Source organism: Chryseobacterium sp. R2ACT005, from assembly GCF_049949215.1.
Lineage (GTDB): Bacteria > Bacteroidota > Bacteroidia > Flavobacteriales > Weeksellaceae > Chryseobacterium.
In genome coordinates, this window is sequence record NZ_CP188192.1 from 758,875 (window position 1) to 772,202 (window position 13,328).

Annotated in this window: 9 protein-coding genes and 1 tRNA gene; 9 read left to right on the forward strand and 1 reads right to left on the reverse strand. The window is 34.3% G+C overall.

The window, feature by feature from the left end; all coding sequences use genetic code 11:
• Positions 1-204: 204 nt before the first annotated feature.
• A tRNA-Phe gene (locus ACPF63_RS03550) sits at positions 205-277 on the reverse strand.
• Between the two features lie 542 nt (positions 278-819).
• Here ACPF63_RS03550 and tssD point away from each other — a divergent pair.
• From tssD to ACPF63_RS03595, 9 genes are all read left to right on the forward strand, one after another.
• On the forward strand, positions 820-1,224 hold the full coding sequence (gene tssD, locus ACPF63_RS03555; protein ID WP_077418293.1) for a type VI secretion system tube protein TssD: 405 nt from the start codon (positions 820-822) through the stop codon (positions 1,222-1,224).
• A gap of 127 nt (positions 1,225-1,351) precedes the next feature.
• Entirely contained in the window at positions 1,352-3,232 is a 1,881-nt protein-coding gene (locus ACPF63_RS03560; RefSeq protein WP_077418296.1) for a type VI secretion system Vgr family protein, read from the forward strand.
• A 1-nt stretch (position 3,233) separates the two neighbouring features.
• Positions 3,234-4,529 (forward strand): hypothetical protein, encoded by a 1,296-nt coding sequence (locus ACPF63_RS03565; RefSeq protein WP_219073097.1) that lies wholly within the window; start codon positions 3,234-3,236, stop codon positions 4,527-4,529.
• The gene (locus ACPF63_RS03570) at positions 4,529-4,924 is read left to right on the forward strand and encodes a hypothetical protein (protein WP_077418301.1); all 396 of its coding nucleotides are present in this window, start codon (positions 4,529-4,531) and stop codon (positions 4,922-4,924) included. The genes ACPF63_RS03565 and ACPF63_RS03570 overlap by 1 nt, the downstream gene beginning before the upstream one ends.
• A gap of 437 nt (positions 4,925-5,361) precedes the next feature.
• A complete protein-coding gene (locus tag ACPF63_RS03575; RefSeq protein WP_426482006.1) occupies positions 5,362-5,604 on the forward strand; it encodes a hypothetical protein in 243 nt (80 codons plus the stop codon).
• A 23-nt stretch (positions 5,605-5,627) separates the two neighbouring features.
• Positions 5,628-6,422, forward strand: a complete 795-nt coding sequence (locus ACPF63_RS03580; RefSeq protein ID WP_426482007.1) for a hypothetical protein — start codon at positions 5,628-5,630, stop codon at positions 6,420-6,422.
• Positions 6,423-6,440: 18 nt separating this feature from the next.
• The gene (locus ACPF63_RS03585; RefSeq protein WP_426482008.1) at positions 6,441-10,673 is read left to right on the forward strand and encodes a hypothetical protein; all 4,233 of its coding nucleotides are present in this window, start codon (positions 6,441-6,443) and stop codon (positions 10,671-10,673) included.
• Between the two features lie 15 nt (positions 10,674-10,688).
• Positions 10,689-11,933, forward strand: coding sequence for a hypothetical protein (locus tag ACPF63_RS03590; protein ID WP_426482009.1), 1,245 nt, complete (start codon positions 10,689-10,691; stop codon positions 11,931-11,933).
• Positions 11,934-12,019: 86 nt separating this feature from the next.
• Positions 12,020-13,309, forward strand: a complete 1,290-nt coding sequence (locus ACPF63_RS03595) for a hypothetical protein (protein WP_426482010.1) — start codon at positions 12,020-12,022, stop codon at positions 13,307-13,309.
• Positions 13,310-13,328 lie beyond the last annotated feature (19 nt).

Here is a 13,328-nt window from a genome sequence, read left to right on the forward strand (position 1 = left end):
TTTGGTGTTATTTTGTGTTTATTTTAATGATAATTATTTATGTTTAAATATAATTTAATTTTACAAATAAATCCTTATTGTGTGATTATATTTGAGTAATCGTAAAAAATGCCATCAGCTTTGATGCATGAAAGAGATAGTGAAAAGAATTATTGAGAGTGTAAACAACAAAAAAAACCTCTAAAATGAATTAGAGGTTTTAAGTGGTTTCTCCAGGAATCGAACCAGGGACACATGGATTTTCAATCCATTGCTCTACCAACTGAGCTAAGAAACCATTTATGTTTCGTTTATTACTTCGTTGTTTTAAAGTGATGCAAAAGTATAATATTTTATAATACCACGCAAGTATTTTGTTTTATTTTTTTGATGAAACCTTCTGATGTCAGTTGTTTTTAGTTTCAATGCTTTGTTCATCAGTAATTTGGTAGCTTTTATTTTTTTTATTTTTTTCAAAATATTATTTTTTAACGCCTTTCTATAATTGTATTTTCAGTACTGAAACTCATTTTCTGTCCTACAAACTGTTGTCACACTCTGTTAATGATAGAAAAATTACTTTGATCTGATAAATTATAAAAATTATTTTCCCGTTTTAAAAGATCTTAAACAAGCAGTAAAATAACAAAATTTGCAATTGAAATAAATTGCAAGCGCTTGATTTGTAGTGTGTAATAAACCTAACAAGTGTTAGTCGTAGAATTACTACACTTTTTTAAATTTAATAATAAATTTCATTTACGTTTTGTAATTACATCTATATTTGGTGATATAGAAAAACAAAATCATAAAAATATTAACCATTAAAATTTACAAATCATGGCAGAAAAAAATTCAAGAGGAATTTTAAAATTCAACAACGGTGAAGGGCAAAAGTTATTAAAGCTTAACTACAGCGTATCAAGATCTACAGATGTATCGGGACGTGTAGCATCAGATCCTTCCAATGCTCTTATCAAAATCACGGTAGAAGCTACTGAAAAATCAGACATTCTGGAAAGTTTATTGAATGGAAAGTACAAGCCTACTGTAGGAGAGATTACTTTCAATAAATCTCACGAAGAAGGAACTTTAACAACACTGAAGTGGAACAACGGTTATGTAATCCAGCATGAGGTAGATTTCGATGCTGTAGATGAGAACAGTATGTACATCAGTTTTATAATAAGTGCAGAACAGATAGATCTGGGGAATTCTTCTTATTTCGGAGCATGGCCTTCTTAAGCCTACTCAGAATTTAAATATCAGGCAGAATAGTACACCCGGTCCAAGGGATGCTGTTCTGCCTTTTTTAACCTTATAGAACGACTGTTTATTTAAAAAAATGTTCTGAAAAAAACACCTAATCACTATGAATAAAAATGCCTCGAATTCTGATAAGATTTCTGAGAATCATATTCCCGGAATCAACCGTGTGGTAAAGCTGGATATTGTGATTGAAGGCAAAATTATCAAACACTTCAAGCATTTCCGCTTACAGCAAAGTGCCAGAAGACATCACAATTTTGAACTTATTCTAGCCCATGATTCTCTTGGAGAAGCCCAAAACCATACCCTGGAACAAGCACGTCAGTTTTTGGGAAAGAGGATTACGATTGTCTTTAAATACAAAGATTATGAAAGTGAAAGCCCTGAAAGAACTTTTGTGGGGGTCATCACTAAAGCAGCGTTCAGCCAGGAAAAAATGAGTCTGGGAAATATTGTACTGAGAGGTCAGAGCCCTACCATTCTTATGGATGCTGCTCCCCATACTCAAAGTTTTGGAGGGGATCAGGCTGTTAATACCGGAATCATTGCCAATAAAATATGTAAAGAAGCACTGGGATCTGAGAAGTTTGATTTCAGAGTAGATACTCAAAATAAAAGCTATATTAATTATAGTGCACAATATAACGAAACCCATTATAATTACCTTGCAAGAACTGCAGAAGCCTACGGAGAACAGTTTTATTATGATGGTGAAGTCCTTCATTTTGGAAAACTTCCCCCCTCAGAAAAACCGATCAGGCTTGTATATGGAAGCAATGCAACAGATGTTCAGGTGGAGCTGAATGCTGTCCATACCAATCCCCGGTTTTTTGGATATAACAGCAGCAGCCACACAAAAATGGAAGGCTCTGAAAATAATATCAGACATTTGGGAGAAATTCCGTCCAAAGCATATGAGCTGAACAACAATATTTTTAAAACCCATTCACTTTCTCCAGCACCTATCAATGCCAATATGTTTGTGGATGTGAGTGATTCTCAGAAAAGTGCTGCCGGAAGTGCTGCCGTAGAAGTATTTACTGTTTCAGGAAATACAACCGTTCCGTTTTTATATCCAGGTTGTCTTGCTGATATTGAAATGAGGAAACCGGATACCAGTCAGACTTCTTATTTTACAAAACTTACGATTACCGAAGTATCCCATGAAGTAAACGCCCGAGGGTATTATACGGGAAGTTTTGAAGCTATTGCAGAAGGTACAGGCTTTATGCCGAAACCGGATTTCATACATCCTAAAGCTGAACCACAGGTAGCTACCGTTATTTCCAATACGGACCCACTTAATCAGGGAAGAATACAGGTGAGATTTGACTGGCAGAAAAATCCCGATACTACCCATTTTATCAGAATGATGAGCCCGGATGCAGGCGGTACAGATGTTATTACTCAAAACAGAGGTTTTGTAGCAGTACCGGAAGTGGGAGACCAGGTAATGGTAGGCTTTGAATACCACCACCCGGATTTTCCGTTTGCAATGGGAGGGATGTTCCATGGGCAGGTGGCATTGGGAGGAAGCATCAACAATCATCTTAAATCTATTCAGACAAGGAGTGGCAATAAAGTGATTTTTAATGATCAGGAAGGAAGTATTTTCATAGAAGATCCTAGTGGAAATACTTATTTAATGGACGGAAAAGGGAATATAATAGTTAATGCTCCCAAAAATATAACCTTCACAGCCGGAGAAAATGTACAGATCAATGCGGGTAAAAATATTATTGCCTCTGCGCAGAGAAATGTCAATATTATGGCTGGAGAAGATATCACGGAAACCGCCAATGATGATTATAATCTGACCGCAAGCAATATCATTGAAACGGCTGAAGCTGGCAGAAAATCTACAGCTAAAAATATTACAGAAAATATGGAAGCCGGCTCTTACATCAGTACAAAAGATGCCATCAATGTAGAAAGTGCCAAAGAAGTGCTTATCAATAGCGGTAAACAGGTAAAAATGCAGTAATATGGCGGGCGAAGGTGGAAATATCGTAAGAAATGTCTTTGGAAAGTCCTACAAGGAAGCAGAACAGATTATGAAAGATGCTTCCAAGGGGACATTGGATTTTAAATCCCCTCAGGAAAATACTTTTTATGGGAAAAAAGGAGGAAAGAAATTTGATGAATATCAGGCGAAAAGTGAAACTCAGTCATTACTTGTAAAGGCTGTGAAATGTTATGAAGATATAGAATGTACAAAAGAAGTTAAGATTATAAAAAAAGAAGTTAAATATTACTTTAAAGCAATACAGTATAGCAGAACTCCTACGAAATCAGAATTGAAAGGTCTTAAGTGGGCTATCCAGTATGATGATACCCCTTTAGCTAATGCTTCTCAGGTAACAGGTGAGGAGAAGATATCCTATATTGTTCCTAAGGATAGGAAAATATCCAAATTAAGAGTGTATGCTTTCTTTAAAGCACCAGATGAAAAGGTAAGAGCAGAAGTTTCATTCAAAATTTTGGATCCAATCATTATTTATATTTGTGGATATTGGAATAAAAAAATGCCTTATGCTGGAAGTGAATGGGGAGAACAATATTGGGGTATTGGGCTTAAAAGCAGCGCTAAGAAGTATTTTAGATCCACAAAAGAATATTTTATTAACGGAGCCGGTACAAAATTTTCATCGGGAGGAGATCGGTATAAACAAGGTAAATCGTTTGCAGAAGCCAGGCTTAAAAATCAGGCATCAAAATTTTATCAGGAATTATTCAAAGAAGAACGTCGTATAATGGTGGTGTCACATAGTATGGGAGGAGCTTTTGCAGAAGGGGTTCTGAGTGTATTTAAAAACCAAAAGCTCAATATTGAAAAAGTTGTTCATCTGTCCCCGGCAGATACCTCAGGTTTTAGTGTTACATTTCCACAAATAACTTACCAGATAGATATTGACTGGGATCCTGTGCTTATGTATAAAAATGCTAATGATTCCTCTACAATAAGAGGTGTGAAATTCAGCGGTATTTCAAAGAATCCAAAAGGGGATGAATTCGGACATATGTATACAAAAGACGAAGCTTTTGTATGGGGATGGTTTGAAGATCTTGAGCTGATAGAGTTTCAATTTGTAAATCAGGAAAATAAAACATACACAACACCTGGTAGCGGAATGGGATATGGAGGAACATCTACTACAGTATTACAAAAGAATTTTAATGCCTTAAAAGTAAAAAGCCCAACACCTTTTTCAAGAGTATATAAAAATTCTAAATTTTACTTTTATGATGAAAAAACAAAAAAATATTATACAGAAAATTAATGAAGAAATATTTAATAATAGGAATTATTGCAGTACTGTGTCTGATCATTTACAGATATGGTTTTCTCATTGTATTTTGGCTTACAACACCTAAAGAAGGAACTTTAAGTTCATCTGAAAAAGTACTTTTAGAAAAAATAAAAATAGAAAATCATGCAAAAGAGGTATTAAGAGAACCTAAATATAATGTTGATCAACCTAAAGATACAACCGTTTATAAAATTATTGTAAATAAGGTTCCTTGTACCTCTGATACCTTATTTTATAGAAGCAATGCTTTTTCTATAAAGAGAAGATTAGATAGTATTCGCCTGCATCAAAATTATTATAAATATCAGATATTTTATGAGTGTATGGATGGTAAAGAATATGTTTACTCTTTTATGAAAAAGTAACAGGTTGAATGGTCAAATAATATCGAAACAGATTGGACTAAAACAGATTTATTAACCTATAAGCACATATTCATTAGTGTGATTTTAAATAGTATAATGAAATTTATCTTTTCATACATTTTATTTCAGATAATTAGTAAGCAATGATAATTGATAAAAGATCTAAGATAGCTATCGGAATTATAATATTTCTTGAACTTCCTTTTTGGCAAGAGCATATATTATTTATTCCTTTTTAAGGTATGATTCGCTTAATGGAGATGGAAATCACGACGCGACACAATATGACACAGAATTTTTTACAACAGTGATATATTCCCTTTTAATAGTTGTTTTTTTATCTTTTATAAGTATTGTGATTTTTAGAAGAAGAAAATAATGATAGTAATACAACTCAGGCTATATTGAAAATTAATGAAGAAATATTTTATTCCAAAATGAAGAAAAAAATAATAACTGCAGGAGGATTTATAGGAATATTATTCTCAACATGGGATTCAATAGTTGATCATACTGATTCAGCATCATTGAGTGATCATATGAAGATTGGATTTATTTTCCATTCGGTTTTTAGTTTGAAAACATTGATATATCTGTTGATTGGTGTGACCTCCGAATGGATAATAAGTGTAATGATTAATAAAATCAGCGAGCTGCACCAAGAGTGGAACGACTTTTAAATAATAGACAATAACCAACCAATATGGTAGAAACAAGAGTAAAACCTTTTCAGAAATATGCTTTAGGAACCCATGATTATCACGTGGAGAATGCGCTTGAAATACAATTTGGAGAAGCAAAAGGGTTTTATTCATCTTTTAGAATTACACTGCAGGAGAAGGAAAATGAAGATCATACAAAAAACTGGCTGATAGAAAAGGTAGATGATTCCTCTTTTCCATCTGAAAATAAATTTATGGAAATCCTGTATATCCTGGAGCAGAGCTCTTATCCACTGGAAATAAAAGTGGATGAAAAAGGAAGTTTTCTGGGCGTAGCAGACCATCAGAAAAATATAGAAAACTGGAAACTCAAAACGGCAGTGCTTCAGGAAAAATACCAGAATGCTGAGGTCTTTAGAAACCAATATCTGTCTGCGCTTGAAGATGAAGCTGTTTTTTATAAAAATAAACTGAAAGAACCCTTCTGGAATCTGCTGTTATTCGCCCCTTATTATGTAGATAACGGAGGAGAAAATAATGAGTCTATCGTATGGAATATCAAAGGGATTGGTGATATAGAATGTCCCGGAGTCATCAATGCAGAACAGAGAGAATATGGTTTTAATGCCTTTTTTACTTCCGAAATCAAAGTTCCGGACACCATACAGGAAGAATTAGATAAGAAATACCTGTATCACGCGGGACAGTATCAGGTAAAATTAAGTATAGAAATGGAATACAACTCCCGTAAAAAACAGTATTCCAAAAAGAAAGCTGACTTTATATTGTCAGATGGAGAAAAAACAGTATACCGGGAAACGATCACAATGACTTAATCTTTATGAACAAATGACATGGCGGATAAAGGATACATCATTATAGAAGGAGCCACTGCGTACTGCAGCAGTTCTGTAACCAATAATTCCAATGGAACCGCTGTTCCGATGGAAGTGAAAAGCCAGAAAAAAAAATTAGGCAAAAACAAATACTTTGCACAGAATAAACCTGTAGCAACTTACCTTGATGATAAAGCCGACAGCTTCGGTGGTGGCAATGGATTTGGAAACTGTAAAGGTTCAGATGGAAAAACTTACCCATGCAAAGGCAAATGCAGTATCAAATATAAAGACTATTATGAAAACGTAGAATTCAATAAGAGTATGAAAATACTGTTGGATGCTTCTACCGGAAATTGCCCTGGATATGGCGTTCCCGGAACGATTGCTTTTGCAACTACCGGGCAGGCCAACAACGTTTCCCAGATTGAAGTCAAAGAAGCAGATGAATTTTCCGTAGCCAATACTTCACCACAATGGCCTTCATCTGCTGCGTCTGAAGCAAGCATTGCAGTGTCATCAATCTCAATGATAAGGCCGATACCGGAAGATAAGCCTGTCGGAAACTATTATTATATCAAAGGGATGAACGGACCGTTATTTCCCATTGCAAATCCTTTTGGCGGTGATAATCTGGATTTGAAAGCCCAATTTAAAGGTGATGAGAAAAAAATCATCTGGGCTCTTTTCAAAGGAGAAGGAACCAAAGATAAAGTAAAAACATTTATTGGATTGGGAAGCAATTTCAGCCAATCTATGAGTAAAATATTTGATGGTCTTGCAGAAGGGAAGTACAGGCTCGAAGCTTATGGCAAAAAAGCTGGTGATGCTAAATGCTCTATTAATGTAGAGGTCGTTCAGGACTTTGTTAAGAAGATTGTCAGTCCAGGATCTTCAACCTTAATTAAAATCCCTTTGCCCGTATCTATTGAACGTAAACTCAGCAGTGCGACCGACCAGGCGAAAATACTGAACAGAGGTTTCTTTATGCCTGTGAATAGCGTTCAATGGACCGTAAAACAAGGAACGACAGTACTCTATAGCAGTTATTCAGAAGTCTCTTCTCCGCACCTTGTGGATGTAACTGGGATTGGTGATCGTATATTTCTAACTTTTAAAAATGAAGGAAAATATACTGTAGAAGCATTTACAGATCCCACAGATCCAAAACCACAGTCTATAGAAGTTAAAATAGAAAACAGCCTCGGGGTAATGGGAGTGAAAGGAGAACCGGGTTTAGTAAGATTCAGTGATACTATCAAAGTTCAGGCTTCCAAATTCAACGTTAATTATATACCTTCCGGGACATCTGTATATTGGTATCTTAAAAAAGAAGGAATTGGAAGAGTGGCCTTATTTGAAAATTCACCTTCCTTCAGGACTAGTGTCATCAGTAAAAGAGTTGCTGAATTGCTTTATAATGATGCAAAGCTGGCCAGTAATCAGTATTTCGGAAAATATGTGCTAGAAGCTTATGCCAGCCCGGTTGGAGAAGGAAAACAACCCGGATTTTCAGGATCAGACTGTTTTAATTTTGAGGTGATTCAAAATGTAATTGATAAATTCACCGTTCCCGCCACGAATATTCCGAAAGGAACCAAGATAAAATATACAGCAACAGCAAGAATTGCTACACTGGCTGGAAATGAGGCCATAAAAATAGAAGTACCGGATAAAGTCACCAATAACGGAGACGGAACCATTACATTCAATGATCTCGGAGAATATACGATTTCCGCTTATTTAACAGGAGATTATACGGATGGCAAGAAAATAGAAGCTAAAGTAAAAGTTTCGGAACCTACCGTAAAAAGAGCTCTTTGGGCGTATGCAACCGGAGTAAAACGTACTGAAACAGGGTTTGGAGAAGAAACCTATGGGTTTCTTGAAATTGATGGTCTTCAGAACCAGGCTTTAAAAGTAAAAGTCTGGGTAAAAGGAGAAGGCGATGATTTCTATAAAGAGAAAGACAAATATATGCTGGAAGAAAAAACCGTCACCCTTAACAGTGAGGGCAAAGCGTCTTTTCTTATTACCACCAATGACGATTACAAGAAAAAATTGCTGGCAGCTATACCCAAAACAACAGAAAATCCCAACCCGTCTTACCGTCTGGTATTTACCGTAGAACTTCAGGCGAATTCATCTGCAGATATTGTGCTTCCAGGGAATATTACCATTCAGGGAACACGTCCTGTAGTGGTAGATGCCACTACAACTTATCTGGAAGTTCTGGATTCCAATGAAGAACTGGTGATGACTTCCGAACAGAAAATTATCTCCATTATGTTCTCCACAGAAAATGGTAAAGATATCCAGCGGGAGCAGACTTTCTATGGTAAAACCCATAAACTTTGGGTGCACACCGTCAATATGACTGAAGAAGTTCTGAAAATTGACGTTTTGAAGGAGATTCCTAAAGAAGGGTTAAACGAAAAAGACCATATAACCTATACCCACGAAAGCAAACAAAGCTACAACGAAGAAAAGACAGGAAAAGACGGCTTGCTCGAAGTTTCTTTCACGGCAAAAGAAGAATGGAAAAATCCACCAAAGAATTTTGATTACTATATAGCACAGGTTTCCCGGCAAGTGCAAGACCCTGCAGATCCTAAAAAAAAGGTATGGAAAATAGAAAAAAGCCAGTTTACGATTAATAATACACTTCCTGCCGATCTGGTTAGAACGGAAGATATGGAAAAACTGGGAATTAAAGCCTACAAAAAAGACGGAACTCCTTTTACAAAAGAAGAAATGCTGGAGTTAAGGAAACAGTATATTTTTTATGAAAGCGGTTGTCTGAAGGTTTCTCAGAAAGAAACACCTGAGGCTATTGATAATGATGTGATGCCTGTGGTGGTGGAAATGGCGGAAGTGAAGAAAGAAGGAGAAAATGGCTGTCCACGATGTAAAGCTGAAATTACAGTTGATATTCTCAAAAGAGTATATAAAAATGCTGAGAATGACGATTTACAAGAGTTAGCGTTAACTTTAAATAAATACAGAAATATTTTCGAATTAAATACTTGCGCAAGAAAAGCTCATTTTTTCGCACAGTCATTACAAGAAGCAGGAACGAGTTTAAAAGGAGGTCTCCATGGTGAAAGTTTGGATTATGCAGCCGAAGATCTACCAAAACATTTTAAAAATTTTAGAGCAAATCCTGAACTGGGTAAGCAAAGCCCACCTAATGATCTGGCGTATGAATATGGTAGAAGTTCAAAAAACGGATATAAATCTAATGAAAAGAAAATTGCAGAAATAGCATATGGAGGAAGACTTGGAAATGAATCTGTTGATGATACCTGGAATTTTAGAGGTAGAGGATTGTTACAAATAACAGGAAAGGGTAATTACAAAGAAATTCAGAAAAAAATAGATGAAAAAGCTAAAGACTCTGGAGTGATGATTTCTGACGGAGTAGATAGGGACTATACCCCTAAGGAAGCAGCAATAACTGGGATGGCAGATTGGTATAAGGACTCTATGTATTTGAAAGCGGATGATACAGGCAAATTATCGGATGATGTTGTAGTTGATTCTGTAGTTGATATCTTGAATAAACTTACACCATCAAGACTACACAGAAAAATTTGGTATCGTGGAGGTAAGCTAGATAAATGGGAAGTTAAAGCAGGTGATTCTATGAAAGCGGTATTTAGAGTTGTAGAATGTGGTAAAGGGACAGGATTGAACTTGGTGGGAAATGCTCCATGGTTTCAAGCTGCATGGAAAGAATATGAAAAATATAAAGGATTAAGAGAAATTGATAGCCCTTTAAAAGAAAAAATCACAGAATACTTTGATGTCTCTTCTGCTGCTGGATTAGGTTACGATTATACAAATCCGTGGTGTGGTGCATTTTTAGCTTGGTGTTTTGATCAGACTCGGGATTATCAAAGGATTAATACTCCTAAAAGTGCAGCTGCCTTTGGCTGGAAGGGAAGTACATGGGAAAATGGAGAAGATTGTAATGCTTTTGTTGGAGCTTTAATAGTTTTTGATTATTCACATGTGGCATTAATTGCTGGTGAAAATTTAGATGGTACAAGATATGTATATTTGGGAGGAAATCAAGGGAATGGAGAAAAAACAGCAGGACATCAAAAAATAATACTAGGTTCTGTTGATAAAGAGAGTAAATCGATCGTTGCTATTACCAAACCTAAAAAATATACAATATCTGAAAAAGATAAAGAATTTCCAAAGTATGATGTTAGTGCTGAAAATTCTAAAGAAAGTTCCAGATAATAAAATATAATTTCTATGAATATAAAAAGTAAAATTAGATTAACAATATATTCCTTATTAATAATGAGCAGTTTTGGCTGCCAAGAAAAAAAGCAAAGTTTAGGCAATCGTCAAAAACCAATAAGTATGAATGATGATACTATAATACAAAAGGTTCTAAAGAAACAGTTGCAGGAAGGTGCAGGTAAATCAATTGATGAGGCGGGAGCTGAATTAGCTAAAATTCAGTTTGGGATAGAAGAGCTTGAAGCATCTACTGAAACTGCAAAAAAAATATTATTATCTAATGGTTTTAAAGAATTATCTGATAACGAATTTAGTAATAAAATTAAAAATATTTTTGGAAGAATAGTAGACCCTAATTCAGGTAATCCGTTTTTATATGTAAATTATTTTGATAGATGTGATAGAAACTTTGTTACCTATAGTAATAATAGCGTAGATTATGAAGGTGGGTATATTGATAAACAAAGAAAACTTTTCACTGACTTTTATTATCTCCCCGAAATTCTTGATTATCAAAAAGAATATCCCACATTGAATAATATTGAGTCTAGTAAAATTATTAGAAAATCAAGTTCACAAGTAGACGTTGAAATTCCACATTGGAAAGATGTTACAAATTTAAAAGAACAAAGAAAAGCAAATATCCAAAGAATCATTGCCAGAAATATGTACTTGTTCAATGATAACAAGACATATATCATTTGGTTAGTAACTCATGATAAAAACTTTATAAAGTTACTGGTTAAAAATTTTGGTTATGACAGTGAGCCTAAGTTTAATGAAATGCTTATCAATGAATATATTCAATCGAAGGATATGTATAAAATAGGGGAGCTTGTTTTTGCTAAAAATTGTGATAAAGAATTAGAGGTGAGAAATGGAATATTACAGAATATAGCTGCTGTTTATCAAAAAAGTTCAAATCCTCACGATCTGTTTGGTTTAATGGAGTTTTCTTCTAAGTTATTAGAAACTGAAGAGTATAATAATTATTCGGAAAAAGAAAAAATTAAAATGATAGCTTATCTGGCTAACACGTATGATTTTTTGTTCAAAAAAAATCATAGGCATCAGGATGGTTGGGATCCTAGATGGAATATTTTAGGCGCTTATTTTGAAGATGACTCCAGAAGTAAAATTAAGTGGACTCAGCTAAAAGAAGAAATGCAGAAAAATAATTACTATAACCTGCCAAATTTAAAAGAAGTGATAAGTTACGCAGAGGGATTTGATAGTGTAGGTGCTCCAGACTAAGTTCAATTAAATTTGTTATTGACAACCAGCCCTTGAATATAACAAATATCCTAAAAATAAATATTGAGAGCACAGTTTGATAAACTGTGCTTTTATTTAAAAACACAATAATGATAAAAAGAATTTTATTTTTTCTGGTAGTATTGCAGGTAAATGATTTTCACTCACAAAATATGGCTGAAAATTCCGAAAGTTCCTTTTTATCCATTCTTAAGGCACAATTGAAGGCTGGTGCAAGTGGCGAAAAAAGTGAGACGGATTATCCAGCTTATCAATTTACATTAAAAGATTTAGAGGCTACTGAATCAATTATATCAAAAGAATTAGAAGATAATGGATACAAGAAGCCCAATAAAGAAGCCTTTTCTAGTATAATTAATAAAGTATTCAATAGGATAATTGATCCAAGATCAGAATCAAAGTATTTGCATATCAATTTTGAAGATAAATGCTCAAAAGATTTTAAGCTTTTTAAAAATTTGAATAGTATTGATGTTAATCCATACAGTACTTATGTTTTTAAAAATGAACTTTTTATATCAAATTTATACAGCATCCCTGAAATACTGGATTACACTAAAGATTCTAAATTATTCCAATATGAAAGAGAAGCTGAGAATAAGAATCATGTAGCAGGTGTGAAAATATATTATTGGAAAGATATTACAGACTTAAAAGAACAGAGAAAAAAGAGCATAAAAACTTTAATTGCCCGTAATCAGTATCTATTCAATAATAACAAAGTCCAATACAAATGGCTTATTTTGAATGATCAAAATTTTATGGCAAGCTTAGTAAAAACATTTGGATATGCAGGAGATACTGACCTCTTAAAGTGGGTTATTGAAAGAACAAAGTTTAATAAAAATAATCCACAAGATTATGGAAAATTGTTTTGGATTAAACAATGTGACGGAAGTTTAAAGCTCCATGCCAATACTTTTAAAGTTCTTCAAAAACTATACCTTCCTACTGATCCGTCAGAAAACAGATTTATCTTGGATCACATAAAAGATTATCTTGAGTATCTTGCTGATTTTAATAACAAAGAAACTGGTGTTTCAAAGGAAGATAAGGTGAAAATACTAGCGAATATTGTTTATTTTGCGGAACAATATAAGTATGACAAAAGATTTGTTTCAGGATATGGGGATAATTCTAAAATGATGGGAAGGCTGCGATTCTTTTTAGATCAGGAGGAAATAGATCTTTTACAGAAAAATAATTATTTCAATCTTCCAAAATTTAAAGAATGGTGGGACAATGCAGATTATGATGAATATTTTGTTGAAGAGTGTGAATACAACGGAACATGCGGCCCAGACAATCAACCCATGAAGATAACAGAATGGCGAAAACAACATCCTCAGAAATAAATATTGAAAACACAGTCAA

Bases quoted from the DNA above. Each gene is read 5' to 3' on its own strand.
- tssD (WP_077418293.1), top strand. From the start codon at position 820: ATGGCAGAAAAAAATTCAAGAGGAATTTTAAAATTCAACAACGGTGAA.
- ACPF63_RS03560 (WP_077418296.1), top strand. From the start codon at position 1,352: ATGAATAAAAATGCCTCGAATTCTGATAAGATTTCTGAGAATCATATT.
- ACPF63_RS03565 (WP_219073097.1), top strand. From the start codon at position 3,234: ATGGCGGGCGAAGGTGGAAATATCGTAAGAAATGTCTTTGGAAAGTCC.
- ACPF63_RS03570 (WP_077418301.1), top strand. From the start codon at position 4,529: ATGAAGAAATATTTAATAATAGGAATTATTGCAGTACTGTGTCTGATC.
- ACPF63_RS03575 (WP_426482006.1), top strand. From the start codon at position 5,362: ATGAAGAAAAAAATAATAACTGCAGGAGGATTTATAGGAATATTATTC.
- ACPF63_RS03580 (WP_426482007.1), top strand. From the start codon at position 5,628: ATGGTAGAAACAAGAGTAAAACCTTTTCAGAAATATGCTTTAGGAACC.
- ACPF63_RS03585 (WP_426482008.1), top strand. From the start codon at position 6,441: ATGGCGGATAAAGGATACATCATTATAGAAGGAGCCACTGCGTACTGC.
- ACPF63_RS03590 (WP_426482009.1), top strand. From the start codon at position 10,689: ATGAATATAAAAAGTAAAATTAGATTAACAATATATTCCTTATTAATA.